Origin of the sequence: Nocardia sp. bgisy134, assembly GCF_965341865.1 — a bacterium.
Lineage (GTDB): Bacteria > Actinomycetota > Actinomycetes > Mycobacteriales > Mycobacteriaceae > Nocardia.
Map to the genome: position 1 here is coordinate 560,548 of NZ_CBDQZP010000002.1, position 23,643 is coordinate 584,190.

The following is a 23,643-nucleotide window of genomic DNA, read 5'->3' on the forward strand; positions in this document are numbered from 1 at the left end:
CCGGTGCATCGCCACGGCGCGCGCAGGCCCGAAGTGAGGAGTTCGATGGCGAACAACGCCCACCCGTCGCCCGACCACCACCCCCCATCGACTCGCTTCGCGAGCAGGGTTTATGTCGTCGGCGTCGGCATGACGAAATTCGAGAAGCCGGGCCGTCGCAAGAACGAGGACGGCACCGACTGGGACTACCCGGACATGGCCCGCGAGTCGGGCACCAAGGCCCTCGCCGACGCGGGCATCGATTACCGCGAGGTCCAGCAGGCCTACGTCGGCTACGTCTACGGCGAATCCACCTCCGGCCAGCGCGCGGTCTACGAACTGGGCATGACCGGTATCCCCGTGATCAACGTCAACAACAACTGCTCGACCGGGTCGACCGCGCTGTACCTCGCGGCGCAGGCGATCCGCGGCGGGCTCGCCGACTGCACGCTGGCGCTCGGCTTCGAGAAGATGCAGCCCGGCTCGCTCGGTTCCACCTGGGACGATCGCGAGCAGCCGATGGCCAAGCACGTCATGGCGCTGGCCGAGATCTCCGAGGTGCTCTTCCCGGTGGCGCCGTGGATGTTCGGCGCGGCGGGCCGCGAGCACATGAAGGAGTACGGCACCACCGCCGAGCACTTCGCCAAGATCGGCTACAAGAACCACAAGCACTCGGTGAACAACCCGTACTCCCAGTTCCAGGACGAGTACACCCTCGACGACATCCTCGGCGCGCGGATGATCTACGACCCGCTCACCAAGCTCCAGTGCTCGCCGACCTCCGACGGTTCCGGCGCGGTCGTCCTGGCGAGCGAGGACTTCGTGAACTCGCACGATCTCGCCGGGCAGGCCGTCGAGATCGTCGGCCAGGCCATGACCACCGACTTCGCCTCCACCTTCGACGGCACCGCGAAGAACCTGATCGGCTACGACATGAATGTCCAAGCCGCACAGCAGGTCTACCGGCAGGCGGGCCTCGGTCCCGAGGACTTCCAGGTCATCGAGCTGCACGACTGCTTCTCGGCCAACGAGCTGCTGCTCTATGAGGCGCTCGGCCTCTGCGGCCCCGGCGAGGCGGGCGCGCTGATCGACGCCAACCAGACCACCTACGGCGGCAAGTGGGTCGTCAACCCCTCGGGTGGCCTCATCTCCAAGGGACACCCACTGGGCGCCACCGGCCTGGCGCAGTGCTCCGAGCTCACCTGGCAGCTGCGCGGCACAGCCGACAAACGCCAGGTCGAGGGCGTCACCGCCGCGCTACAGCACAACATCGGCCTCGGCGGTGCCGCGGTCGTGACCGCCTACCGGCGCGCCGACCGCTGACCGGCGAAAACCCTTACCCGACAGGAGCAATCATGGGACACATCGAAGCCACCAAGGACGTCAACGCCACTCCCGAGGCGCTGTGGGCGGTCGTCTCCGACCCGCAGACCTGGGACAAGTGGTTCACCATCCACGAGCGCTTCATGGAGGAACCGCCCACCGTCTTGGCCGAGGGGTCCAAGCTGGTGGCGAAGATCGTCATGCTCGGCATGGCCAACAAGCTGGAGTGGACCATCAAGGCGGTCGAGGCCCCGAACAAGCTGACCCTCGGCGGCACCGGAATGGCCGGGGTGAAGACCGAATTCACCTTCGACATCCAGCCCAAGGGCGCGGGCAGCACCATCCTGGTGTCCGGTGACTTCGAGGGCGCGCTGATCAAGGGCGCGCTCGGCAAGGCGGTCGAGAAGGACGGCATCAAGCAGCTGGACAAGTCGCTCGAGCAGCTCGACGCGCTGGCCTCGGCGTAGGTGTCGCGATGACAGCGGAAACCACCGCGTCCCGCGTCATCGAATTCGACGACGCGGGACTGGAAACCTGGTGCGACGAGGAACGTTTCTCGGTGACCGCCAAGCGGATCGCCGAATACGCCGCGGCGACCAACGATCCCATCGCGGCGCACCGCGCGGGCGAGGTCGCCTCGCCGGTGTTCGGCATCGTCCCGGTCTTCGAGGCCATGATGATGCCGGTGATCGATGTGGCGCCGATGGACATCTTCGGCCGGGTCGTGCACGGCGAGCAGGACTTCCACTTCCACCGCGCCATCCGGCCGGGCGACGAGCTGGTCACCCGGGCCAAGGCGGTCGGCTACGCGAGCAAGTCCAACGGCAGCACGATCACCATTCTCGTCGAATGCCGTGACGTGGACGGGGAACTGGTCAACGAGCAGTATCTGACCGCGTTCTTCCGGAACATCGACGCGGGCAAGACCGTCGGGCAGGCCGCGCCCGCGCACAAGTTCGACGAGTCGTTGCGCGGCACCGAGCCGTTCGCCGTCGTGGCTCAGCACGTCGACCACGACCAGACCTTCCGCTACGCACCGGCTTCCGGCGATCCGGTGCCGCTGCATCTGGACGAGCAGGTCGCCAAGGACGCCGGGCTGCCCGGCATCATCGCGCACGGTCTGTGCACCATGGCGTTCGCGTCGTGGGCGGTGCTCACCGAGGCCGCGGGCTCGGACGTGCACCGGCTGCGCCGCTTCGCGGTGCGCTTCGCCAAGATGGTCTTCCCCGGCGACGACCTGGAGACCCGGATCTGGAAGGTGGGCGCCGCCGACGGCGTCACCACCTACGGCTTCGAGACGGTGCGCGGCACGGACGTCGTGTTGAGCGACGGCCTCGCCGAGATCGCCGACTGAGCCGAGCGGCCCGCGGCTCGGACCGCCGCGGGCCGCTCTTTCGTTCGGCGCGAGCCGACACCCCATTCATCACACCTCGCCCTGTCCGGCGGGCGAGACCACAGCACAGGAGACGCACAGATGGGCGCATTGGAAGGAAAGGTCGCCGTCATCACCGGCGCGGGCCGGGGGATCGGCCGCGAGCACGCGCTGCTGTTCGCGAGCGAGGGCGCGCGCGTCGTCGTCAACGACCTCGGCGGCAGCAACGCGGGCGAGGGGACCGATTCCGGCCCGGCCCAGCAGGTGGTCGAGGAGATCGTCGCGGCGGGCGGCAAGGCGGTCGCCAACACCGATGACATCGCCTCCTGGGAGGGCGCGCGCAACCTGGTCCAGCAGGCGGTGTCGGAGCTGGGCGGACTGGACATCGTGGTCAACAACGCGGGCATCCTGCGCGACGCGTTCGTCGCGGGCATGGACGAAGCCCAGTGGGACGCCGTGATCGCGGTGCACCTGAAGGGTCACGCCGCGGTGCTGCACCACGCGGCGGCGTACTGGAAAGAGCAGAGCAAGGCGGGCAACCAGCCCAACGCGGCCGTGGTCAACACCGCGTCCGCGTCGGGCACCACCGTCCCGAACGCGGGCCAGGCCAACTACGGCGCAGCCAAGGCGGGCATCGCCGCGCTGACCCTTGTCGCCGCCGACGAACTCGCCCGCTACGGCGTGCGGGTGAACGCGATCGCGCCGATCGCGCGGACCCGGCTCACCCTCGCCACCCCCGGCATGGGCGAGATGATGGCGGCCGAGGCCGAGGCCGCCGAGGAAGCGGGCGGATTCGATGCCTTCAGCCCCGCCAATATCTCCCCGTTGGTCGCATACTTGGCTTCGGACAAGTGCCCGATCACCGGCAAGGTGTTCGCGGTGCAGGGCGGCGCCATCTCCGAGCTGGCGGGCTGGCACGACGTGAAGACGATCGAGACCGAGGGCCCCTGGCTCGTCGACGACATCGCCGCTCGGCTGCCCTGAGGCTGGGCCGCCAGAAAGGAGAACGACGATGTTCGAATGGTCCGAGACCGATGTGATGGTCCGCGACGCGGTGCGCACCTTCATCGACAAGGAGATCCGCCCGCACCTGGACGCGCTCGACAGCGGCGAGATGCTGCCGTATCCGATCATCCGGAAGCTGTTCAGCGAGTTCGGTATCGACGCGATGGGCGGCGAGGCGGTCGAGAAGCTGCTCGCCAAGCAGCGGGCCAGGGAGGAGGCGCTCGCCGCCGGTGCGGCCGCGCCGGAGAAGAGCGAGAAGCGTTCCGGCGGTAGTCCGTTCAGTGGCCAGGAGTCGCTGATGGCGGTGCTGATCAGCGAATTGTCCGGTGTCTGTATGGGTTTGGTCACCGCGATGGGGGTCAGCATCGGGCTCGGCGCGACCACCATCATCTCGCGCGGCACGCTGGCGCAGAAGGAGCGCTGGCTCGCGGACATCGTGACGATGCGGAAGGTCGCGGCCTGGGCGATCACCGAACCGGATTCGGGCTCGGACGCGTTCGGCGGCATGAAGACCTACGTCAAGCGCGACGGCGAGGACTATCTCCTCAACGGCCAGAAGACCTTCATCACCAACGGTCCCTTCGCCGACGTGATGATCGTCTACGCGAAGCTCGATGAGGGAGATTCGGTGGACAAGCGCGAGCGCAAGGTGCTGACCTTCGTCCTCGACAAGGGCATGGAAGGCCTCAGCCAGGGCAAGCCGTTCAAGAAGATGGGCCTGCACGCCTCGCCGACCGGTGAGCTGTTCTTCGACAACGTGCGCGTCGGCCGGGACCGGCTGCTCGGCGAGACCGAGGAGCACAAGGGCGGCGACGGCCGCGAGTCCGCGCGCTCCAGCTTCACCGCCGAACGCATCGGCGTGGCGTTCATGGCGCTCGGCATCATCAACGAATGCCACCGGCTGTGCCTCGAGTACGCCAAGAGCCGCAAGCTGTGGGGCCAGGAGATCGGGCGCTTCCAGCTGGTCCAGCTCAAGCTGGCCAAGATGGAGATCGCCAGGATCAACGTGCAGAACATGGTGTTCAACGCGCTCGAGCGCGGCCGTGCGGGCAAGCCGCCGACTCTCGCCGAAGCGTCCGCCATGAAGCTCTACTGCTCCGAAGCCGCCACCGACGTGGCGATGGAAGCGGTCCAGCTCTTCGGCGGAAACGGCTACATGACCGAATACCGCGTCGAACAACTGGCCCGCGACGCCAAATCCCTCATGATCTACGCGGGCTCCAACGAAATCCAGGTAACCCACATCGCCAAGGCCCTCCTGTCCCGCTGACATTTCCCGCACACGCCCCGCATAGGAACCCGCCTGTGTGGGGCGTGCGGAGGGTGAGTGAGGACGGCTGGACCGCTTACAGATGGGTTCGGCCTGAGTCCAGGCGGGGTTCTCCTATGCCGCCAGCGACACCGACAGCTCGGTTTCGAGGGCGGCGGCAATCCGTTCGAGGGTGGTGATCGTCGGCACCACGTCCCCGGCCTCGAGTCGGCTCACGGCGTGTTGGCGCATACCGGCGCGGGTCGCCAGTTCGGTTTGCGACCACCCGCGTGCTTCACGAGCTTCGCGGATCTGGCGGCCGAGTTCGTGCGCGAGCGCGTAGGCGCGGGCGGCTGCCTGGTATTCAGCGGTGGCACGGGTCGCCTCGAGGTGCGCATCGAATTCCTTCTGGCTGGTCATGATTCGGTGCCTCCTGTTGGGTCGAAGGTCAAGCGCGCCGGTTCGGTGTGCGCCGATTCGCACAGCTTGCGGGCCATTTTCGCGCGGTCGATCTGGGCTGTCTCCCGTTGTTTCGTCTTTTGAAACGCCACCCCGTCGCCGAGGTAGCGGCAATACGGTTCGCCGAGTTCAGGGCCATATGCGGCGAGAAGTCCGGCGGCGAAGTCGGCGCGAGCGAGATCGGTCGGTGACAATCCAGCCAGGAACGAGCGAACCTCGGGCTCGATCTCGATCGCGCACAGCATTACCTGGGGTTATCACATCTGTGTGATGGGACTTGCGATCGTGGGTTGCCGCCCGTACCTCTGCGCGCTCAGACCGCGCGTAGGTGGTTGCGGCTGGCGTAGACGTGTTCGGCGATGAGGGTGGCGATGCGGTCGGGGGCTTCGAGCATGGGGACGTGGCCGACGCCGTTGACGACGATGCGGTCGGCGGAGTCGGGGAGTTCCTTCAGGTAGCGGCGGGCGTAGACGCGGTTCGGGATGATGCGGTCGTACTCGGAGAGCAGCAGGCGGACCGGGGTGGTCAGGTCGGACAGGTCGGCCAGAGCGGGGGCGCGCAGGGCGCCCACGATCATCGGCAGCATCGCGGTGCAGTTCAGCGCGGCGCGCAGGACGTTGGCGATCTCGCGGCGCGGCACCGCGGAGGCGTGCTTGCTCAACAGGAACAGCGCGAAACGCTGCGGGATGACGTTGTCGGTGGCGAAATCGCCCAGCCGCCTGCCGATTCGGACGAGCGGAATCATCGAAAGGAACTTCAGCCCTACCCGGAACTGGGTGATCGAGGGGACATTCCAGCCACCGGCGGGCGCGATCAGCGTCAGCGTGCGGGCCCGGCCGCGGCGGGCGAGCTCGATGCCGACCCAGGCGCCGAGCGAGTTGCCCGCGATATGGCAGGTGCGCCAACCCAATTCGTCGAGCTGAGCTTCGACCGCGTCGGCCAGCGTGGCGACGCCGACCAGTTTGCCCTCGGCGGGCGGGCCACCCCAGTGACCTGGTAGAGCGGGGGCGTACACCTCGCAGTGTGAGGACAACCGGTCCGCCGTGCGTTCCCAGCAGTGCGGCGAGAGCATGAAGCCGTGCAACAGCAGCAGCGGATCACCGGAACCCAGGTGCAATGCCTTGATCCGTTTGTCGGCCGCGCGGGCGGCGGTTCGCGATCGGTCGGAGCGCGGGGCGGCGGCCGGGGACTTGGAGGTGTCGGACGTCATCGTCAGCACCCCTTCCTGGACGGCGGTGTCCGGGGGCGATATCTCTGACCAGCATTGTACGGTCGTTGCGTGCCCTACATCATCTCCACGGTCAACGTAAACGGCGTCCGAGCTGCCACGGGCAAGGGCATGCTCGAGTGGCTCGCGACCACCGAGGCCGACATCGTCTGCCTGCAGGAGACCCGCGCCACCGACGAGCAGACCCGCGCCGCGCTGGCGCCCACGCTGGCCGACGGCTGGTGGCTGGCGCACGCGGAGCCCGAATCCAAGGGCAGGGCCGGTGTCGGCATCCTGTCCAGGCGGGAGCCGAAGGCGGTGCGGATCGGATTCGGCAGCGCCGAGTTCGGTACCTCCGGGCGCTACCTCGAGGCCGAATTCGACGAGCTGACCGTCGCCAGCGTGTACGTGCACTCCGGTGACGCGGGCACCGCGCGCCAGGACGAGAAGTACCAGTTCATGGCCGAGTTCGGCGCCTACCTGAAGACCCGCGCCGGCGACTTCGTGGTCAGCGGCGACTGGAACATCGCGCACACCGAACGCGACCTGAAGAACTGGAAGGGCAATCTGAAGTCGGCCGGGTTCCTGCCCGAGGAACGCGCCTGGATCGACGAGCTGATCGCCGCGGGCTATGTCGACGTGGTGCGTCAGCTGCACCCCGGCGTCGACGGGCCCTACAGCTGGTGGTCCTACCGCGGCCGTGCCTTCGACAACGATTCCGGCTGGCGCATCGATTACCAGCTGGCGCGCGGGGAGCTGCCCGGCCGCGTCAAGCAGGCCGTCGTCGAGCGGGCCGCCGCCTACGATCAGCGCTGGTCCGACCACGCTCCGGTCACGGTGCAGTACCGATGAACGAACATCGCTTCGCGCATGCGGGAGCAGGGCGTCAGTGAGGTGAGGGCATGAGCGAGCGGGGTGAGCGAGTCGTGTGCGAGCGCGCTTCGCGGATGCTGGAGCCGGGTGTCAGCGAGGTGCAGGCATGAGCGAGCGGGGTGAGCGAGTCGTGTGCGAGCGCGCTTCGCGGATGCTGGAGCCGGGTGTCAGCGAGGTGCAGGCATGAGCGAGCGGAGTGAGCGAGTCGTGTGCCAGCGCGCTTCGCGCATGCCGGGGCCGGGCGTCATGGAGGTGAGGGCATGAGCAACAAGGTGATTCGGGCGCTGGCGGCGCTCGGCGCGGTGGCGGTGGTTCTGTTGCTCGCGGTGCTCACGTCGCGCGGCGGCTCCTACACCGACCGCACGGCGGGCTCGGCCACCGCGACGACCCGCGCCACGGCGACCGCCTCGAACGTCTCCGCGCGTCCGACGGCCTTCCCGCCCGCCGCGGTCACGGCTTCGCCGAGCCGGGCACAGGGCGTTCCGGACCGCGCCTACGTCACGTTGGCCGAGATCGATGCGCGCCGCTGGCCGGATTCGGCGAACGCGCCAGGCACCAAAGGCGGCGAGCGCTGGATGAATCGGGAGGGCACGTTGCCGCGCACCGACGCCACGGGCGGGTCGATCACCTATCAGGAGTGGGACGTCAATCCCAAGCAGCGCAACCGCTCCCGCGACGCCCAACGCATCGTCACCGGCAGCGACGGCACGGCCTGGTACACCGGCGACCACTACGAGACCTTCACGAGGATGCGCTGATGCCACGTCCGGTTCCGCTCTCGCGGTTCCTCGCCCGCACCGGCGACGGCGCGCCTTCCGCACCGGGCGGCAGGTCCGAGCCGGTACTCGGCGCGCTGCCGGTCGACGCGCCGGAACTGAGCGAGGTCCGCTACCGAGCGCCCGCCGGGTACCTGGTGCGCGAGTTGCGCGGGCGCAAGATGCGCGGCACCGGAGGCGTCTTCGACGAGTGGGCGGCGGCCTTCCAGTTCCCGTACTACTTCGGCGCCAACAAGGACGCCTTCGACGAATGCCTGCGCGACCTGGACGATTTCGTCGGGGAGGCGAGCGGTTACGTCGCCGTGGTGCGCGATGCCGACGCGCTGCTCGCCGATCAGCCCGACGAGCGGGACTGGTTCGAGCAGGCGATGCGTGAGTGCGCCGACTACTGGGCGCGGCGCGACGTCGCGTTCCGCGTGGTCTATCAGAGCGCACCGTTCTCGCCCGAGGTCGTCGCGCTGACCATGGCCTGATCGGCCCGCGTCACCCGAGCGGCGCGGTCACCCCAAGCGGCGCGCGAGGTCCTCGCCGAGCAGGACGAACACGTCCGTGGTGTGGTCGATGAGCTCCTCTTTCGTGAGGGGCAGTTCGCCTTGCAGCCACGTGGTCAACGTCTGCACCAGCCCGCCGACCAGGTAGGTCGCGCGGAAGAAGATGGCGGGATCCGGTTCGGGATCGGTGATGCCGTAGAAGTCGATGCCCTCGGCGGCGACCATGCGCGCGAAGACCCGGATCGTCTCGGTGGTCCTGGCCCGCAGCTCCGGTGTGGCCATGCCCGCGACCAGCGCGACCTTGGCCTTGCGCGGATCGTCGGTGAGCACATGGATGCCCGCGGCGATGGCGGCGTGTGCCTTGGCGCGCGATTCGTCCGGCGCGCCGCGCAGGCTCTCCAGGATCGCGATCGCCAGCTCCTCGGCGATCCGGTCGGTCAGCGCGGTGAGCACGGCGTCGCGGCTGTCGAAGTTCTCGTAGTAGTACCGCTCGTTGAGCCCGGCCTGCGCGCACAGCCCGGAGACGGTGAGCTTGGCCAGGCCGTGGACGCCGATGATCTCGAGTGCGGCGTCCAGCAGTGCGGTGCGCCGTTGTGCCCGGCGTTGGTCGGCGGAGACGCCGCCGTAGGTCCGCTGCGCTGTCACAGCACGATTCTGGCACGGACACAATTCTGGCATTGAGTATTGCCAGAAGGTTTGATCTGGAGGATTCTATTGCCAGATGCTGTCGGTTTCGGCTCGGGCCGGGACCTTCGATGAGGAGACAACGATGTCCGCACACTCGTCCCAGCCCGGATACTTCGCCGACAACTCCATGGCGCGACGCGTCATGAGCAAGCGCGCGGTCGGCCTCACCTACGGACAGCGGGCGCTGGTGATCGGCGCCGTGCACCCACGGCTCTACGTCGGGACGGCCGAGAACACCGAGCACCGCGGCACGCCCTACACCCGGCTGGCGCTCACCGGGAAACTGTTCGAGGCCGTCTTCCTCGGCAGCAAGGAGGAGGCGGATCGGGCGCTGGCTTTCACCACCAAGAAGCATGCCAGGGTCGTAGGCGAGCTGCCCGAGGACGCCGGGCCGCACCATCCGGCGGGAGCGTCGTACTCGGCCCTCGATCCGCACCTGATGTTCATGACCATGGCGTTCACCTTCGATTCCGCCGAGGTGATGTACGACCTGCTGGTCCGCAGGCTGACCGACGGCGAGCGTGCGGGGCTGTACCAGGACTACGTGCGCTGGGCGGAGCTGTTCGGCATGCCCCGCGACGCCGCGCCCGCCGACTATCCGGCCTTCCGCCGCTACTTCGACGGCTACCTCGCCTCCGACGAGCTGTTCCTCACCGACGAGGCCCGGTTGGTCGGGTCATATCTGGCGGGTCAGCGCGTCCCGTATCCGCAGCGTGCGCCGTTGCAGCAGGTCGCATCGGCGTTCTTCCTGCTGGTGCAGGGCAGTCTGCCGCCGCGCATCCGCGCCATGTACGGCATGCGCTGGGGAACGGCCGACGAGCTCGCCTTCCGCGCGCTGGCGGGCGGTGTGCGCACCGCGCACTTCGCGCCGCCGCTCGCCCCCAGGGTGCTGCGCGGCACGCTCGCCGGTCCGAGCGGCCCGGTCTACCGGCTGGTCTCCGACCGCGAGCGCAGGCTCACGCGGACCGGCAGGCCGAGCATGCCAGGCGTCGACCCGCGCAACTGGGCGGCTCGAAATTCCGCTGGACTCCCATGGAAAGATCGGGGGCATGTCGAGTCCCGCACCAGCCCCGGCCGCCGAGCGTAAACAGCGCGTGCTGTCCGGGATCCAGCCGACCAGCTCCTCGTTCCACCTGGGCAACTACCTTGGGGCGCTGCAGTACTGGGTCACCATGCAGGACGACTACGACGCGCTGTACTTCATCCCGGACATGCACGCCATCACGGTCCCGCAGGACCCGAAGGAACTGCGGGCGCGCACCAGGGCCGCGGCGGCGCAGCTGCTGGCGATCGGCATCGACCCCAAGAAGTCGACGCTGTTCGTGCAGAGCCAGGTGCCCGAGCACGCCGAGCTGGCCTGGGTCCTCAGCTGCATCACCGGTTTCGGCGAGGCCAGCCGGATGACCCAGTTCAAGGACAAGTCGGTCAAGCAGGGCGCGGAGAACGCCACCGTCGGCCTGTTCACCTATCCCGTGCTGATGGCCTCCGACATCCTGCTCTACCGCCCGCACCAGGTGCCGGTCGGCGAGGATCAGCGCCAGCATCTGGAGCTGACCCGAAACCTGGCGCAGCGCTTCAACACTCGCTTCAAGAAGACCTTCGTGGTGCCGGAGGCGCACATCGTCAAGGGCACCGCGAAGATCTACGACCTGCAGGACCCGACCGCCAAGATGAGCAAGTCGGCCGCCACCGACGCGGGCTTGATCAACCTGCTCGACGACCCGAAGATCACCGCCAAGCGGATCCGCTCCGCGGTCACCGACACCGAGCGCGAGATCCGCTACGACCCGGAGGTGAAACCGGGCGTCAGCAACCTTCTGGTCATTCTGAGCTCGCTGGGCGGAACGCCGATCGTCACGCTGGAGAAGGATTACGAGGGCAAGGGCTACGGCGACCTGAAATCCGACGTTGCCGACGCGCTGGTGGAATTTGTCACGCCCTTGCGCGCCAAGGTGGAAGAGTATCTGGCGGACAAAGGCGAACTCGACCGTATCCTCGCAGCCGGTGCGGAGCGGGCGCGGGAGATCGCCGGCAACACTCTCGCACAGGTCTACGACCGGGTGGGTTTCCTGGCCCGCTAGCTCGGGTACGACGCTTGCGAGGGCCGGGCGTGATTCCGCCTTCGCTTCGGCTGTGCGCGAGCCGGTGACGGACTGCGCCCGGCCGCGTTCATCGGGTGTCGAAGGGGCGAGCACGTGCAGGCGATCGACAACGTCAAGGCCGGGATCGAACATCGTGTGCAGGCGCGGCCCTGGCTGGATCATCTGATCCGGGCCGGCGGCCGCTACCAGCGCCAGCGCGGCGACTACTACGCGGCCGGGATCACGTATTTCACCGTGCTGTCGCTGTTTCCGTTGCTGATGGTGGCGTTCGCGGTCGCCGGCTTCGTACTGGCGGGCAACGAGGAGCTGTTCCGAGAACTTCAGGACAAGATCGTCGAGAACATCCCCGGCGAGCTGGGCACCCAGCTCAACGGGCTCATCGATCAGGCCGTTCGTTCCCGCGGCACGGTCGGTGTGCTCGGCCTGCTCGCCGGTCTGTACGCCGGACTCGGCTGGATGGCGAATCTGCGCGCCGCGCTCACCGAGCAGTGGGAGCAGAAGCACGAGGAAGGCAACTGGTTGCGCACCAAGATCTCCGACCTCGGCGCGCTGATCGGGCTCGGCCTGGCCTTCGTGGTGTCGCTCGGGCTTTCGGCGCTGGGCTCCAGCAATCTGGGCGCCCAGTTGCTGGCGCGCTACGGTCTGGACGAGTTGCCCGGCGCCCGGCTGCTGTTGACGCTGCTGTCGATCCTGTTCGCGCTGCTGGCGAGCTGGGCGGTGTTCGCGTGGATCATCGCGCGGCTGCCGCGCGAGCCCGTCACGCTGGCCAGCGCCGCGAAGGCCGCGTTGCTCGCCGCGCTGGCCTTCGAGGTCTTCAAGTTCGTCGCATCGATCTACCTGCAGATCGTGCTGCGCAGTCCGGCGGGCGCGGCCTTCGGGTCGATCATCGGTCTGATGGTGTTCAGCTACATCACCTATCGCATCATCCTGTTCGCGACGGCATGGGCCGCCACCGCTTCCGAGAACGAGCCCGAGGTCGCCCCGCCCGCTACGGCGGCCGTCATCCGGCCCCGCGTCGTCAACACCGCCGGGGCGTTCGGCAGCGGCGCGGCCTACTTCGGCGCGGGCGCGCTGGCTGCCCTCGGGCTGGCGACCTTGCGCAGGCGTCGCTGAGCTCGCCCGCGCCGGATCGATTCCGGCTCAGCGGCGTTGGCGATTGACGCGCCGCGCCTTGAGCAGCAGGAACAGGATCAGTGCGAGGCCGCCGACCATCACCAGCGTGCGCGTGCCCACGTGGTCGCGCTCGCGCTGCGGGCTCGCGAGCACGTCGCCGCCTTCCGCGCCCGGCGGAGTGGCCAGTGCCGCAGTGGGTTCGGCCTCGTCCGTCTGGTGGTTCGGCTCGTGGTTCGGCAGCCGGCCGACCTCGGTGCCGCGCGGCAGCGCGAAACCGTAGTCGAGCAGCCTGGCCGCCTGCTCCCACGGCCGTATCGGGCGTACCTCGGCTTGCAGCAGGGTGACCGCCAGCCTGCGCCCGTCGCGTTGCGCGGCCCCGACGAAGGTCTGCCTGGCGTCGTCGGTGTAGCCGGTCTTGCCGCCGAGCGCGCCCTCGTAGTTGTACAACAGGTGGTTGTCGTTGCCGACCGCGAAGCCGGGGTGGTCGGGGTCGTTCGGGATCTTCGGATTCTTGGGATAGCCAGGGAAATCGATCTGTTCGGTCTGGATCAACTCGGCGAACAGCGGGATGGTCATCGCCTCGCGGAACAGCACTGACAGGTCGTAGGCCGAGGTGCTCATGCCAGGCCCGTCCAGGCCGGACGGTGTGGCCGCGCGAGTATCGAAGGCGTACAACGATTTCGCCAGCTGGTTCATCTTGGTCACGGTCGCCTCGTCGCCGCCGAGCTGGGCCGCGATCGCATGCGCCGCGTCGTTGCCCGAGGCCATGATCAGCGCCTGGAAGAGCTGCAGGTTGGTGTACTGCCCGCCGGGGCCGACGCCGACGCGGGTGCCGTCGACGTCCGCGTCCTCCTGGGTGCCGGTGACCACTGTGTCCAGCTTCAGCGCGCGCAGTGCGACGGTAGCCAGCAGCACCTTGATGGTGCTCGCCGGGCGGTAGCGCCCGTGCGGGTCCTTGGCGGCGAGCACCGCGCCGGTATCGAGATCCGACACCACCCAGGCGGTCGCGGAGATGTCCCGCGGCGCGGGCGGCGCGCCCTTCGGCAGCACCACGCCGCACTCGCCCATCCTGGTGCCGCCCACCGGAGGCACGGGAACCGATAGCGGTGCGGGTGTCGGTTTTCCGGGCGCGGGCGTCTCGGAGGCATCGATCGGCGCGGGCGGCATGGTCTTCTGCGGGCAGTTGTCCGTGTTCGGTGTGGTGAACGGTGTGGTGGTCGGGGTGGGCGGCGCCGCGAGAGCAGGCGTCGCGATCAGGCCGCCGAGCAGTGCGGCAGCGGCCAGCGCGCCGGTGAGGCGGCGCGTGGCGTGGTGGCAAGGACGCGGGATCTTCATCGGGAGCGAGCGTAACCGCCGCGGTCGACCGAGGGCCGCCAATCGGCCCGCACCTGGCCGGGACGAGGGCGGACGCACATATAGCCGGTATGGCCGCGCGAAGGCCGTTGATCACCGAGTATTGACAGCGACCATGAAATGAGTGCTACTATCAAAAAGTAGTAACTTCCATTTTCTGGAGGGATTGTGAACGTGGATTCCCGGCGGTGGTTCGCTCTCGGCGCGCTGGCGCTCGCCATGCTGACCATCGGCCTGGACGTGACCGTCCTGACCGTCGCGCTGCCCACCCTCGCCGTCGACCTGAACGCGAATACCGGTGCGCTGCAATGGTTCAGCTCCGCCTACACGCTGGCGCTCGCGGCCTTCATGCTGCCCGCGGGCGCGCTCGGCGACCGCTACGGCCGCAAGCGGATCCTGCTCGCCGCCCTGGTCTTGTTCGGCCTGGCCTCGCTGGCCTGTGCCTTCGCGGACACCTCCGGCCAGCTGATCGCGGCGCGGGTGGTGCTCGGCATCGCCGCCGCGGCCATGATTCCGCTGTCCATGGCGGTACTGCCGGTGCTGTTTCCCGAGCAGCGGGAGCGCGCCCGCGCCATGTCGATCTGGGTCACCGCGACCTCGCTCGGCCTGCCGCTGGGGCCGGTGCTCGGCGGCTGGCTCGTCGACAACTTCTGGTGGGGCTCGGTCTTCCTGATCAACGTTCCGTTGGTGGTGGCGGGCGCGGCGGCGGTGGCCGCGCTGGTGCCGGAATCGCGCAACCCGCAACGGCTTCCGCTCGATCTGCCGGGTGTGCTGCTGTCGATGCTCGGCATGCTCGGCGTCACCTACGGTTTCATCCGCTTCGGCGAACAGGGCTGGGGCGACCCGTTGGCCTGGGTGGCGCTCGCCTGCGGCGCGGTCACCGCGGCGGCGTTCCTGCTGTGGCAGCGGCGTGGCCGCCATCCGCTGATCGATCTCGAGCTGTTCGGCAGCAACGGTTTTCGCTGGGGTGCGGTGTTCGCCGTGCTGATCACCTTCGCGATGTTCGGCATGTTCTTCACGGTGCCGCAGTACTACCAGGAGGTGCTCGGCGCTGACGCGCTCGGCAGCGGACTGCGGCTGCTGCCGATGATCGGCGGCCTGGTCGTCGGCGCGCGGCTGGGCGATCGGCTGCTGTCGAAGGCGGGATCGCGGATGGTGATCACGGCGGGGCTGGCGCTGCTCGCCATCGGCTTGGGTTGGGGTGCGCTGACCGAGGTCGACACCGCCTACTGGTTCACCGCGTGCTGGATCACGCTGGTCGGCGCGGGCATGGGCATGGCGATGCCGGTCGCGATGGCGGTCGCGATCGACGATCTGGACGTCGCGCGGGCCGGTGTCGGATCCGCGCTGTTGCAGGCGTTGCGGCAGGCGGCGGGCACCATCGGCGTCGCCCTGCTCGGCACCGTGCTGGTCACCCGGTACCGGGCCGAACTCGGCGCGCTGAACGTCGCACCCTACGACGACGGGGTGAGCAGTGGGACGGCCGCCGCGAAGGTGAGCGGAAGCGCCGATGCGCTCGCGCAGGTTCAGTCGGCGTTCGTCGGCGGGATGAGCCTGATGCTGTGGGTCTGCGCGGCCGTCTGCGCGGTGTCGGTACCGCTGGCGCTGCGGGTGTTGCCGCGCCGCGCGCCGGCGCCGGTGGACACACCTGCCGTCGCAGCGCCGCGCGATGAGTCAGAATCGACACATGTCGGTTGATGCAACGGGTGAAGGTGTCGTGGCGCCGGGACTGCGGGAGCGCAAGAAGGAGCGGACTCGGCGGACGATTCGCACCGAGGCGTTCCGGCTGTTCCGCGAGCAGGGCTACAGCGAGACCACCATCGAGCAGATCGCCGCGGCGGCCGACGTCTCGCCGAGCACTTTCTTCCGCTACTTCCCGACCAAGGAGCAGTTGGTCATCGCCGATGATCTCGATCCCGTGCTGATCGAGGAGGTTCGCAACCAGCCGCGCGGTCTTCCCCCGATCCGTGCCTTCCGCAATGCGATCGGCGCGGCGCTCACCACCCTGGCACCCGAGGACCTGGCCTTCGAACAGGAGCGCCAAGCTCTGCTCTACCACGTCCCCGAGTTGCGCGCCGCTATCGGCATCGAGCTCGAGCGCAGCATCGAGATGGTCGTCGAACTGATCGCCGAATACGTCGGCCGCCCCGCCGACGATTTCGAGGTTCGGGTGATGGCCGGTGCGATCGCCGGTGTTGGCATCGCCATTTCGCTGCGCGCGCCGGTCAACGCGACGAACCTCGGGCGTGCGATGGACTTCCTCGAAGCTGGTCTTCCGCTCGGCCGACCTGCCGAATAGCCCGGTTCAGCTCGCCCCGGCCACCGACGGGCGCTTCTTGTCGTGCTGCGCGCGCAGGGGAGTGTCGTCGTCCATCTCGGCGAAGAAGACGCCGATCACGTCCTCGATCTCCGAGATCGACTCGGCGCAGTAGAGAATCGGCTGGTAGTGGGTGATGTCGTAGACAGCGGTCCCCATCGTGACCACGTCGAGCGGCCGCAGCTCGGCGTGCCGGAACTCGTCCAGCTCGCCGTAGGAGGACAACAATCCCGCGCCGTAGCAGCGGATTTCGCCCCGCTCGCGTACGACGCCGAACTCCATCGAGAACCAGAACACATCGGCGAGGAACTTCAGCGCCGTCTCGGTGGTCAGCCTGGCGACCGCCGCGCCGACGGTCTCGTAGATGGCGGCGAAGCGCGGGCTGGCGATCTGATTGGCGTGCCCGATGATCTCGTGGATGGCGTCCGGTTCGGGGGTGTAGAGCGGCGCGGAGTGGTGCCGGATGTACTGGGTGGAGTGGAACACGCGTTCGGCGAACGAGCCGAAGAACTCGCGCAGCGGCACGAGCCCCGCGGCGGGGACATAGCGGAAACCGGTGAGCGGGGCCAGGGCCGCGGTCACCTCGTCCAGTTGTGGGATGTGGTCGGCGGGCAGGTCGAGCCGGGCCGTGGCGTCCAGCACCTCCGAGCAAGCGTAGGTGCGGTGCTTGAGGGCCAGTTCGGCGGAGACGATCCGCCAGACCTGCTGTTCTTCGTCGGTGTAGTCGATCTTCGGTGCGGGTTCCCCCGGCGCGTAGGCCAGCGCGAGGGCGGCGATGGCATTGCGGCGGGCACGGTACACGGGGTCGTGCACGCCGGGGTGCTCATCGCTCAGGTGCACCGTCACGTCGCCGTCACCGGTACGGGTGACCGGTGAGTACAGCTGAGCCTCGGTGAACATACTTCGATGCAAGCACCGCCTGTCCGTTCCGACAACGAAAGCCCGTCCAGCTGTACACACTGCCTAGCTGGCCGAGCCGTTTCCGTCGATTACCGGCCTCGTGCATGGAAAACAGTGGCAGCTGGCGATTCGGTGGCAATCGTGCCGTAGCTCGGCCTTCGCTGCGGCCGTCGGCGGTCGTCGGCCGGGTGCCCACCGTGTGACGGTGGGGTGGAATGGCCTGCGTGCCCGGCTGTCGATGTCGGCGTGTGTACGCGATTTGCCGGACATGAGCGAGGGCGATGGCGCAAGATGGCGAAAGTACGAAGGAGGACGCATGCATACCGTGCGGATCGATCTCGACCAGAAGCTGTTGGCCGCCGCCGCCGAGATCATGGGGACGTCCAACAGCAACGCCACCGTCAACGAGGCGTTGCGCCGAATCGTGGTGCACGAGCGGCAACTCCATCATCTGGAGAAGCTGGCGGCGGGGGTGCTCTGTGCGCTACCGGCACCGGAGGTCGTCGCCGTAGTCGACGGTCGGTCGTAGCTCCTCCGACTCTCGACCACCCGTAGGCCCTCGCGGGCCGGGTGGCCGTCCAGCTAGTAGCGCTCGACGCCATTTGCTCGTGCGTCGGCCGACTCCGCCCGCGGTAGGTCGGAGCGGCGCGCGACGCTCGATGTGGCCTAGGTCGACGAATCCGACTCCGAAGCCGAGGGCATGGTTCAGGCCGACGGGCAGGTGAGCCCGTCCGGCGGTGGGGTGAGGTCTACCAGATAACGCAATACCGGCTCGTCGACGCAGGCCACACCCTGGCCGAAGGCGCCGTGCTGCACGCCCTCGTAGGTGACCAGGGTGGCGCCGAGCGCGCGGGCCAGGTTCTTCCCGCCCTGGTGCGGAGTGGCCGGATCGCCGGTGACGGAGACGACAACGACCTTCGGCAGATTCGGCACGGAGGGGACGTGCGGCTGGGAGTTCGGCGGCACCGGCCAGAAAGCGCAGACGTCGAGCGGAGCTCGGCCGGTGGCGCGGCCGTCGTCGAAAATCGGTGCGGCGGCACGGAACTTGCGATCCAGCTCGGCGGCCGCCGCGGGGTCGGTGACGCGCTTCTCCTCCAGGCACAACACCGCCATCTGCAAATCCCGCTCGACGGTGCTCGCGTCCGCGATGACATCCGCGATGGCCAGCAGTGTGTCGCCATGACCACCGGCCAGCTCCCTCAGACCCTTGGTGATGCGGGGCCAGCCCGCCGGGTGGTACAGGGAATTGGTCACCCCGCTGAGCGCGTCACGGTAGCGGAGACCGCGAGGGTCCGCGGTAGCGGCGGGCCGGTCGATCAGCGGGAGGACGAGGGCGCGGAAAGCCTCCGTGGCGCGGGCCGGGTCGGTGCCGAGAGGGCAGTCCGGCGCTTTCACACAGTCGGCGGCATAGGTGTCGGAGGCTCGCTGGAATCCGGCGGAGAACGCCACCACGTCGATCATGTCGGTGGCCGGGTCGACGCCGCCGTCCAAGACCATGGCGCGCACGCGGTCCGGGAACATCTCGGCGAAGGTGGAGCCGAGGCGGGTGCCGTAGGAGCCGCCGTAGTAGGTCAGCTTCTCGTCGCCGAGCGCCGCGCGGATGATGTCGAAATCCCGCGCCACATTCCGGGTTCCGACATTGTCCAGCACGTCGACACCCGTGCGCTGTACGCATTTCGCGACGTAGTCGCGGTTCTCGCGCTCGGTCTGCGCGATGCCTTCCGCCGAGTAGTCGACGTCGAGTTCGTTGCGCTCGGCCTGGAACTCCTCCGGGGTCAGGCACACCACCTTCGGTGTGGAGGCGCCGAGGCCGCGCACATCGACGCCGATCATGTCGAAGCGTTGCGCCACCTCGCTTTTCGCGAACATCAACGGCATCGCCAGACCGGGCGAGCCGGGGCCGCCGGGGTTGGTCAGCAGCGCGGCGACCCGCTCGCCGTGGGCGGGCAGACGCGAGATCGCGATCGAGGCCGTGGCGCCTTCTGGCTCGTCGTAGTCGAGCGGGACGGTCACCCGCGCGCATTCCAGGCCGCCTGCGGTCAGCTCGGCGCCGTGCGGATAGTCTGCGCAGGAACCGAATTCGACGCGCTGGTTGTAGTACCTGCCGAGGTCTGGGCTCGCCGCGGTGTCGGCGCCGCACGCCGCGAGTGCGGTCAGCGCGAGTGCGGTGAGGACTCGTCCGGCCCTTGTCCCCGGGACGGACAGCGCCGCCGTGTCGATCGTCCGCCCGCCGCGGACTGCTGTGTGCTTGCGACGACCAGACATTCGGCTACCCCCCGAGATCGGTTGTCCCCTCATTCTGCCCGAACCGCGCCCACCCGACCTGTCGGTGGCCGCTGGCATGATGCGAATCCTCCAACGCATTCGAGGGGGATTGTGATGTCGGTACCGATCGCCGCCCTGCCCTTCGGCCAGCGCCCGCGCGAGCGACTGCTCGCGGTCGGCCCCGCCGCGCTCAGCGACAGCGAGCTGCTCGCCCTGCTGCTCGGCCAGGGCCGCCGAGGCGAGAGCGCGCTGGAACTGGCCGCGGAGCTGCTCGCCGAATACGGCGGCATCCCCGGGCTCGCCGCGGCCCGGCCCGAGGAACTGTTTCGCAGGGCCGGGGTCGGGGTGGCCAAGGCCGCCGCGATCAGCGCGGCCTTCCAGCTCGGCAGCAGAGCGCGCACCGAACCCGAGGCAGCGCCGCGCCTGGAAAGCGCCTCCGACGTCGTCCGCATCGCCAGGCCGCTGTTCGACGGCGCCCGCGTGGAACGGATCCTCGTCCTCGTCTGCGACTCCCAGAATCGCTTGCGGCAGAAGGTGTTCGTCGCCGAAGGCGCGGTCGATCAGGTCGCCGTCCCGATCCGCGAGATCCTCAACACCGTGCTCCGCCACGACGGACGCGCCTTCGCCCTCGTCCACAACCACCCCTCCGGCACCGCCACTCCCAGCCTCGACGACCGCCGCACCACCACCCTCCTCATCGATGCCGCCCGCACCGTAGGCCTGCGCTTCCTCGACCACGTCGTCCTCGCGGGCGAACAATGGTCCCGCGCCACCCCAACCACCCTCGGCCGCGAATGAGTCAGTTCAGGCTTCCCTGGGGGACGACCCATACCTGTGGTTGCCGGGTTACCGCGGCGATGTGCTCGAAGTCGGCGTCGTAGTGGACGAGGACCGCGCCGTGGAACTCGGCCACAGCGGCGGTCAGGAGGTCGATGATTCCGGCCGAGCGGTGTTGACTCCTGCGCGCCATCAGAAGTTGAACCTCGCGGGCGCGGTCGGCGATGGTTTCGTTGATGGGCAGATTCACGTACAGGGAACGGCGTCGCTGGCCGATGTTCTGTACGTCGGCGAGGTTGCGACCGGAGTACCCGGTCTCGAGGTCGACGGTGACGCAGGTCGCGGCGGCGCGATCGGCGACGAGGCCCGCGATGACGCTGCGTACCGGTGGATGCCTGATCCGGGCGGCCGCCGAGGTGTCGACGAGATGGAGTCGCAGCGGTGTCGTTTCGGTCAACGGCGAGCCTGGCGCATGATCTCCGGATCGTCGATGTCCGGTCCTACCCCGAAACCGTAGGGGTCGTTCAACACCTGCTCGATCCGTCGCCTGCGATCGGCCACGAACTCGAGCGCGGCGTTGACCGTGTCCTTCTTCGTGGTCGTGCCCAGCTCCTTGGCGGCCAGCGCCAGCGCTTCGTCGTTGAGGTCGATCATGGTCTTCATGTGTCTCACGATAAATCTCCAGCTGTGTGCCCAGCAATATCGATAGATGTTCGTAACCATCGCTGCCGTGGATCGGTGCGTGCCGGTCGTGGAGAAGCGCCAACGGCGAAGGCCGCCACCATTTTTGGATGGTGGCGGCCTTCGCCGTTGGCCGGTGGATCCGTTCGGGTCCGGAGATCAGCGGGTGAAGAGCAGGGCTCGCTTGACTTCCTGGATGGCCTTGGTGACCTCGATGCCGCGGGGGCACGCGTCGGTGCAGTTGAAGGTGGTGCGGCAGCGCCAGACGCCTTCGACGTCGTTGAGGATGTCGAGGCGCTCGCGGGCGGCTTCGTCGCGGCTGTCGAAGATGAAGCGGTGGGCGTTCACGATCGCGGCCGGGCCGAAGTAGCTGCCGTCGCTCCAGTACACGGGGCAGGAGGTGGTGCAGCAGGCGCACAGGATGCACTTGGTGGTGTCATCGAACCGGGCGCGGTCGGCCTGGCTCTGGATGCGCTCGCGGGTGGGCTCGTTACCCGTGGTGATCAGGTACGGCTTCACCGCGCGGAACGCGTCGAAGAACGGCTCCATGTCCACCACGAGGTCCTTCTCCACGGGCAGGCCGCGGATCGGCTCGACGGTGACGGTGAGCGACTTGCCGCCCTTGGGCAGCATGTCCTTCATCAGCACCTTGCAGGCCAGCCGGTTCACGCCGTTGATCCGCATCGCGTCCGAACCGCAGACGCCGTGCGCGCACGAGCGGCGGAAGGTGAGCGTGCCGTCCAGGTAGGACTTGATGTAGATGAGCACGTTCAGGAAGCGGTCGGTCGGCAGGACCGGCACCTGGAAGGATTCCCAGTGCGCGCCCTTCTCGTCCTCCGGGTTGAACCTGGCCACCTTGACGGTGATCATCACCGAGCCCTCGGGGACCGGAGCCGGCTTCTGCGAGGAGGGTGCTTCGGCTACAGCAGTCATCAGTACTTACGCTCCATCGGCTCGTAACGGGTCTGCACCACCGGCTTGAAGTCGAGGCGGATGTCGGAGATGAGCTCCGGGCTCTCCTTGTAGGCCATCGTGTGCCGCATGAAGTTCACGTCGTCGCGATCCGGGTAGTCCTCGCGGGCGTGGCCGCCGCGCGACTCCTTCCGGTTCAGCGCGCCGACGACGGTGACTTCGGCCAGTTCCAGCAGGAAGCCGAGCTCGACGGCCTCCAGCAGGTCGCTGTTGTACCGCTTGCCCTTGTCCTGCACCGTGATCCGCGCGTACCGCTCCTTGAGCGCGTGGATGTCGGTGAGGGCCTGCTTGAGCGTGTCCTCGGTGCGGAACACCGCGGCATTCATGTCCATCGTGTACTGCAGCTCGGTGCGGATGTCGGCGACGCGCTCGTTACCGTGCTCCGACAGCAGCATCTCCAGCCACTCGGTCACCATCTGCGCCGGCTTCTCCGGCATGTCGACGAACTCGGTGCGCTGGGCGTACTCCGCGGCGGCGATGCCCGCGCGGCGTCCGAACACGTTGATGTCGAGCAGCGAGTTGGTGCCGAGGCGGTTGGAGCCGTGCACCGAGACGCACGCGCACTCGCCCGCCGCGTAGAGGCCGGGGACGACGTCGGTGTTGTTGCGCAGCACCTCGCCACGGATACGGGTCGGGATGCCACCCATCACGTAGTGACAGGTCGGCATGACCGGCACCGGCTCCTTCACCGGGTCCACGCCCAGGTAGGTGCGGGAGAACTCGGTGATATCGGGCAGCTTCTCCTCGAGCACGTCCTCGCCGAGGTGGGTCACGTCGATGAGCACGTAGTCCTTGTTCGGACCGGCGCCGCGACCTTCGAGCACCTCGAGCACCATCGAGCGGGCGACGATGTCGCGCGGCGCGAGGTCCTTGATGGTGGGGGCGTAGCGCTCCATGAAGCGCTCGCCGGAGGCGTTGCGCAGGATGCCGCCCTCACCGCGGACTGCTTCCGAGATCAGGATGCCGAGGCCGGCCAGACCTGTCGGGTGGAACTGGTGGAACTCCATGTCCTCCAGCGGCAGACCCTTGCGGAACACGATCGCCATGCCGTCGCCGGTCAGCGTGTGCGCGTTCGAGGTGGTCTTGTACATCCGGCCCGAGCCGCCCGTGGCGAACACGATCGACTTGGCGTGGAAGACGTGCAGCTCGCCGGTGGCCAGCTCGTAGGCGACCACGCCGGTGGCGACCGGACCGCGCTCGGTCTCGGTGAGCACCAGGTCGAGCACGTAGAACTCGTTGTAGAACTCCACGTCGTGCTTGACGCAGTTCTGGTACAGCGTCTGCAGGATCATGTGGCCGGTGCGGTCGGCGGCGTAGCACGCGCGGCGGACCGGGGCCTTGCCGTGATCGCGGGTGTGCCCGCCGAAGCGGCGCTGGTCGATCTTGCCCTCGGGGGTCCGGTTGAACGGCAGACCCATCTTCTCGAGGTCCATCACCGCGTCGATGGCCTCCTTGGCCATGATCTCCGCGGCGTCCTGATCGACCAGGTAGTCACCACCCTTGACGGTGTCGAAGGTGTGCCATTCCCAGTTGTCCTCTTCGACGTTGGCCAGCGCGGCGCACATGCCGCCCTGGGCCGCACCGGTGTGGCTACGGGTCGGGTACAGCTTGGTCAGCACTGCGGTGCGGACCCGGGGACCGGCCTCGATCGCCGCGCGCATGCCCGCGCCACCGGCACCGACGATGACGACGTCGTAGCGGTGTTCCTGAATCGGTCGCGATTCACTCATCGAGGGCCTGTT

Annotated in this window: 26 protein-coding genes; 15 read left to right on the forward strand and 11 right to left on the reverse strand. The window is 68.4% G+C overall.

The annotated features are described in order from the left end of the window. Nucleotides 1-45 precede the first annotated feature (45 nt). The 5 genes from ACRWNM_RS06055 to ACRWNM_RS06075 all read left to right on the forward strand — a co-directional run bounded on the left by ACRWNM_RS06055 (nt 46) and on the right by ACRWNM_RS06075 (nt 4,949). On the forward strand, nt 46-1,302 hold the full coding sequence (locus tag ACRWNM_RS06055) for a lipid-transfer protein (protein WP_431964305.1): 1,257 nt from the start codon (nt 46-48) through the stop codon (nt 1,300-1,302). Nucleotides 1,303-1,334: 32 nt separating this feature from the next. Next, complete coding sequence (locus ACRWNM_RS06060) at nt 1,335-1,769, forward strand: type II toxin-antitoxin system Rv0910 family toxin (RefSeq protein WP_431964307.1); 435 nt, start codon at nt 1,335-1,337, stop codon at nt 1,767-1,769. A gap of 8 nt (nt 1,770-1,777) precedes the next feature. Continuing rightward, the gene (locus tag ACRWNM_RS06065) at nt 1,778-2,656 is read left to right on the forward strand and encodes a MaoC/PaaZ C-terminal domain-containing protein (protein ID WP_431964309.1); all 879 of its coding nucleotides are present in this window, start codon (nt 1,778-1,780) and stop codon (nt 2,654-2,656) included. Nucleotides 2,657-2,776: 120 nt separating this feature from the next. Further along, the gene (locus ACRWNM_RS06070; RefSeq protein ID WP_431964311.1) at nt 2,777-3,658 is read left to right on the forward strand and encodes an SDR family oxidoreductase; all 882 of its coding nucleotides are present in this window, start codon (nt 2,777-2,779) and stop codon (nt 3,656-3,658) included. A gap of 28 nt (nt 3,659-3,686) precedes the next feature. Continuing rightward, entirely contained in the window at nt 3,687-4,949 is a 1,263-nt protein-coding gene (locus ACRWNM_RS06075) for an acyl-CoA dehydrogenase family protein (protein ID WP_431964313.1), read from the forward strand. Between the two features lie 114 nt (nt 4,950-5,063). Here the strand turns inward: ACRWNM_RS06075 and ACRWNM_RS06080 are convergent, their stop codons facing one another. From ACRWNM_RS06080 to ACRWNM_RS06090, 3 genes are all read right to left on the reverse strand, one after another. Next, on the reverse strand, nt 5,064-5,348 hold the full coding sequence (locus tag ACRWNM_RS06080) for a helix-turn-helix domain-containing protein (RefSeq protein ID WP_431964315.1): 285 nt from the start codon (nt 5,346-5,348) through the stop codon (nt 5,064-5,066). Next, nucleotides 5,345-5,632: a hypothetical protein gene (locus tag ACRWNM_RS06085; RefSeq protein ID WP_431964317.1), complete on the reverse strand. Its 288-nt coding sequence runs from the start codon at nt 5,630-5,632 to the stop codon at nt 5,345-5,347. Before ACRWNM_RS06085 ends, ACRWNM_RS06080 begins: the two co-directional genes overlap by 4 nt. A gap of 68 nt (nt 5,633-5,700) precedes the next feature. Further along, on the reverse strand, nt 5,701-6,597 hold the full coding sequence (locus ACRWNM_RS06090) for an alpha/beta fold hydrolase (protein WP_431964319.1): 897 nt from the start codon (nt 6,595-6,597) through the stop codon (nt 5,701-5,703). 69 nt (nt 6,598-6,666) lie between these two features. Between ACRWNM_RS06090 and ACRWNM_RS06095 the strand changes: the two genes are divergently transcribed. The 3 genes from ACRWNM_RS06095 to ACRWNM_RS06105 all read left to right on the forward strand — a co-directional run bounded on the left by ACRWNM_RS06095 (nt 6,667) and on the right by ACRWNM_RS06105 (nt 8,716). Further along, nucleotides 6,667-7,446: an exodeoxyribonuclease III gene (locus ACRWNM_RS06095; RefSeq protein ID WP_431964321.1), complete on the forward strand. Its 780-nt coding sequence runs from the start codon at nt 6,667-6,669 to the stop codon at nt 7,444-7,446. Between the two features lie 281 nt (nt 7,447-7,727). Further along, nucleotides 7,728-8,225: a ribonuclease domain-containing protein gene (locus ACRWNM_RS06100; RefSeq protein ID WP_431964323.1), complete on the forward strand. Its 498-nt coding sequence runs from the start codon at nt 7,728-7,730 to the stop codon at nt 8,223-8,225. Then, nucleotides 8,225-8,716 carry a barstar family protein gene (locus tag ACRWNM_RS06105; RefSeq protein WP_431964325.1) on the forward strand — a complete coding sequence of 164 codons (492 nt, stop codon included), beginning with the start codon at nt 8,225-8,227 and terminating at the stop codon, nt 8,714-8,716. Before ACRWNM_RS06100 ends, ACRWNM_RS06105 begins: the two co-directional genes overlap by 1 nt. Nucleotides 8,717-8,743: 27 nt before the next feature. Here ACRWNM_RS06105 and ACRWNM_RS06110 read toward each other — a convergent pair whose 3' ends face one another. After that, nucleotides 8,744-9,379, reverse strand: a complete 636-nt coding sequence (locus ACRWNM_RS06110; RefSeq protein WP_431964327.1) for a TetR/AcrR family transcriptional regulator — start codon at nt 9,377-9,379, stop codon at nt 8,744-8,746. Between the two features lie 124 nt (nt 9,380-9,503). Here ACRWNM_RS06110 and ACRWNM_RS06115 point away from each other — a divergent pair, with 124 nt between their 5' ends. The 3 genes from ACRWNM_RS06115 to yhjD all read left to right on the forward strand — a co-directional run bounded on the left by ACRWNM_RS06115 (nt 9,504) and on the right by yhjD (nt 12,636). Continuing rightward, nucleotides 9,504-10,508, forward strand: coding sequence for an oxygenase MpaB family protein (locus ACRWNM_RS06115; protein ID WP_431964329.1), 1,005 nt, complete (start codon nt 9,504-9,506; stop codon nt 10,506-10,508). After that, nucleotides 10,471-11,502 carry a tryptophan--tRNA ligase gene (gene trpS / locus ACRWNM_RS06120; protein WP_431964331.1) on the forward strand — a complete coding sequence of 344 codons (1,032 nt, stop codon included), beginning with the start codon at nt 10,471-10,473 and terminating at the stop codon, nt 11,500-11,502. Before ACRWNM_RS06115 ends, trpS begins: the two co-directional genes overlap by 38 nt. Before the next feature lie 114 nt (nt 11,503-11,616). Then, nucleotides 11,617-12,636, forward strand: a complete 1,020-nt coding sequence (gene yhjD / locus ACRWNM_RS06125; protein WP_431964333.1) for an inner membrane protein YhjD — start codon at nt 11,617-11,619, stop codon at nt 12,634-12,636. 27 nt (nt 12,637-12,663) lie between these two features. Here the strand turns inward: yhjD and ACRWNM_RS06130 are convergent, their stop codons facing one another. Beyond that, complete coding sequence (locus ACRWNM_RS06130; protein ID WP_431964335.1) at nt 12,664-13,971, reverse strand: D-alanyl-D-alanine carboxypeptidase family protein; 1,308 nt, start codon at nt 13,969-13,971, stop codon at nt 12,664-12,666. Nucleotides 13,972-14,157: 186 nt separating this feature from the next. On the opposite strand from ACRWNM_RS06130, the gene ACRWNM_RS06135 reads away from it, so the two are divergent. Continuing rightward, nucleotides 14,158-15,687 (forward strand): MFS transporter, encoded by a 1,530-nt coding sequence (locus ACRWNM_RS06135; protein ID WP_431964337.1) that lies wholly within the window; start codon nt 14,158-14,160, stop codon nt 15,685-15,687. Beyond that, the gene (locus ACRWNM_RS06140; RefSeq protein WP_431964339.1) at nt 15,677-16,288 is read left to right on the forward strand and encodes a TetR family transcriptional regulator; all 612 of its coding nucleotides are present in this window, start codon (nt 15,677-15,679) and stop codon (nt 16,286-16,288) included. Before ACRWNM_RS06135 ends, ACRWNM_RS06140 begins: the two co-directional genes overlap by 11 nt. A 6-nt stretch (nt 16,289-16,294) precedes the next feature. Here the strand turns inward: ACRWNM_RS06140 and ACRWNM_RS06145 are convergent, their stop codons facing one another. Next, on the reverse strand, nt 16,295-17,206 hold the full coding sequence (locus tag ACRWNM_RS06145) for a phenylalanine 4-monooxygenase (RefSeq protein ID WP_431964341.1): 912 nt from the start codon (nt 17,204-17,206) through the stop codon (nt 16,295-16,297). A 316-nt stretch (nt 17,207-17,522) separates the two neighbouring features. Between ACRWNM_RS06145 and ACRWNM_RS06150 the strand changes: the two genes are divergently transcribed. Beyond that, a complete protein-coding gene (locus ACRWNM_RS06150) occupies nt 17,523-17,735 on the forward strand; it encodes a type II toxin-antitoxin system VapB family antitoxin (protein ID WP_431964343.1) in 213 nt (70 codons plus the stop codon). Between the two features lie 176 nt (nt 17,736-17,911). Here the strand turns inward: ACRWNM_RS06150 and ACRWNM_RS06155 are convergent, their stop codons facing one another. After that, nucleotides 17,912-19,471 carry an alpha/beta hydrolase gene (locus ACRWNM_RS06155; RefSeq protein ID WP_431964345.1) on the reverse strand — a complete coding sequence of 520 codons (1,560 nt, stop codon included), beginning with the start codon at nt 19,469-19,471 and terminating at the stop codon, nt 17,912-17,914. A gap of 114 nt (nt 19,472-19,585) precedes the next feature. Between ACRWNM_RS06155 and ACRWNM_RS06160 the strand changes: the two genes are divergently transcribed. Beyond that, nucleotides 19,586-20,269, forward strand: coding sequence for a JAB domain-containing protein (locus ACRWNM_RS06160; protein ID WP_431964347.1), 684 nt, complete (start codon nt 19,586-19,588; stop codon nt 20,267-20,269). Between the two features lies 1 nt (nt 20,270). Here the strand turns inward: ACRWNM_RS06160 and ACRWNM_RS06165 are convergent, their stop codons facing one another. From ACRWNM_RS06165 to sdhA, 4 genes are all read right to left on the reverse strand, one after another. Beyond that, nucleotides 20,271-20,705, reverse strand: a complete 435-nt coding sequence (locus ACRWNM_RS06165) for a PIN domain nuclease (RefSeq protein WP_431964349.1) — start codon at nt 20,703-20,705, stop codon at nt 20,271-20,273. Further along, nucleotides 20,702-20,911, reverse strand: coding sequence for a type II toxin-antitoxin system VapB family antitoxin (locus ACRWNM_RS06170; protein ID WP_084501563.1), 210 nt, complete (start codon nt 20,909-20,911; stop codon nt 20,702-20,704). Before ACRWNM_RS06170 ends, ACRWNM_RS06165 begins: the two co-directional genes overlap by 4 nt. A 177-nt stretch (nt 20,912-21,088) precedes the next feature. After that, complete coding sequence (locus ACRWNM_RS06175; protein WP_357460030.1) at nt 21,089-21,862, reverse strand: succinate dehydrogenase iron-sulfur subunit; 774 nt, start codon at nt 21,860-21,862, stop codon at nt 21,089-21,091. Continuing rightward, a complete protein-coding gene (gene sdhA / locus ACRWNM_RS06180; protein WP_431964352.1) occupies nt 21,862-23,631 on the reverse strand; it encodes a succinate dehydrogenase flavoprotein subunit in 1,770 nt (589 codons plus the stop codon). The genes ACRWNM_RS06175 and sdhA overlap by 1 nt, the downstream gene beginning before the upstream one ends. Between the last annotated feature and the right edge of the window lie 12 nt (nt 23,632-23,643).

What these genes read in the sequence shown, in the direction of transcription:
- ACRWNM_RS06090 (WP_431964319.1), bottom strand. Translation starts at nt 6,597, where the DNA reads ATGACGTCCGACACCTCCAAGTCCCCGGCCGCCGCCCCGCGCTCCGAC.
- ACRWNM_RS06105 (WP_431964325.1), top strand. Translation starts at nt 8,225, where the DNA reads ATGCCACGTCCGGTTCCGCTCTCGCGGTTCCTCGCCCGCACCGGCGAC.
- ACRWNM_RS06075 (WP_431964313.1), top strand. Translation starts at nt 3,687, where the DNA reads ATGTTCGAATGGTCCGAGACCGATGTGATGGTCCGCGACGCGGTGCGC.
- ACRWNM_RS06130 (WP_431964335.1), bottom strand. Translation starts at nt 13,971, where the DNA reads ATGAAGATCCCGCGTCCTTGCCACCACGCCACGCGCCGCCTCACCGGC.
- ACRWNM_RS06145 (WP_431964341.1), bottom strand. Translation starts at nt 17,206, where the DNA reads ATGTTCACCGAGGCTCAGCTGTACTCACCGGTCACCCGTACCGGTGAC.
- ACRWNM_RS06170 (WP_084501563.1), bottom strand. Translation starts at nt 20,911, where the DNA reads ATGAAGACCATGATCGACCTCAACGACGAAGCGCTGGCGCTGGCCGCC.
- ACRWNM_RS06140 (WP_431964339.1), top strand. Translation starts at nt 15,677, where the DNA reads ATGTCGGTTGATGCAACGGGTGAAGGTGTCGTGGCGCCGGGACTGCGG.
- ACRWNM_RS06060 (WP_431964307.1), top strand. Translation starts at nt 1,335, where the DNA reads ATGGGACACATCGAAGCCACCAAGGACGTCAACGCCACTCCCGAGGCG.
- ACRWNM_RS06055 (WP_431964305.1), top strand. Translation starts at nt 46, where the DNA reads ATGGCGAACAACGCCCACCCGTCGCCCGACCACCACCCCCCATCGACT.
- ACRWNM_RS06160 (WP_431964347.1), top strand. Translation starts at nt 19,586, where the DNA reads ATGTCGGTACCGATCGCCGCCCTGCCCTTCGGCCAGCGCCCGCGCGAG.
- ACRWNM_RS06085 (WP_431964317.1), bottom strand. Translation starts at nt 5,632, where the DNA reads ATGCTGTGCGCGATCGAGATCGAGCCCGAGGTTCGCTCGTTCCTGGCT.
- ACRWNM_RS06115 (WP_431964329.1), top strand. Translation starts at nt 9,504, where the DNA reads ATGTCCGCACACTCGTCCCAGCCCGGATACTTCGCCGACAACTCCATG.
- ACRWNM_RS06080 (WP_431964315.1), bottom strand. Translation starts at nt 5,348, where the DNA reads ATGACCAGCCAGAAGGAATTCGATGCGCACCTCGAGGCGACCCGTGCC.
- trpS (WP_431964331.1), top strand. Translation starts at nt 10,471, where the DNA reads ATGTCGAGTCCCGCACCAGCCCCGGCCGCCGAGCGTAAACAGCGCGTG.
- ACRWNM_RS06065 (WP_431964309.1), top strand. Translation starts at nt 1,778, where the DNA reads ATGACAGCGGAAACCACCGCGTCCCGCGTCATCGAATTCGACGACGCG.
- sdhA (WP_431964352.1), bottom strand. Translation starts at nt 23,631, where the DNA reads ATGAGTGAATCGCGACCGATTCAGGAACACCGCTACGACGTCGTCATC.
- ACRWNM_RS06100 (WP_431964323.1), top strand. Translation starts at nt 7,728, where the DNA reads ATGAGCAACAAGGTGATTCGGGCGCTGGCGGCGCTCGGCGCGGTGGCG.
- ACRWNM_RS06155 (WP_431964345.1), bottom strand. Translation starts at nt 19,471, where the DNA reads ATGTCTGGTCGTCGCAAGCACACAGCAGTCCGCGGCGGGCGGACGATC.
- ACRWNM_RS06150 (WP_431964343.1), top strand. Translation starts at nt 17,523, where the DNA reads ATGCATACCGTGCGGATCGATCTCGACCAGAAGCTGTTGGCCGCCGCC.
- ACRWNM_RS06070 (WP_431964311.1), top strand. Translation starts at nt 2,777, where the DNA reads ATGGGCGCATTGGAAGGAAAGGTCGCCGTCATCACCGGCGCGGGCCGG.
- ACRWNM_RS06175 (WP_357460030.1), bottom strand. Translation starts at nt 21,862, where the DNA reads ATGACTGCTGTAGCCGAAGCACCCTCCTCGCAGAAGCCGGCTCCGGTC.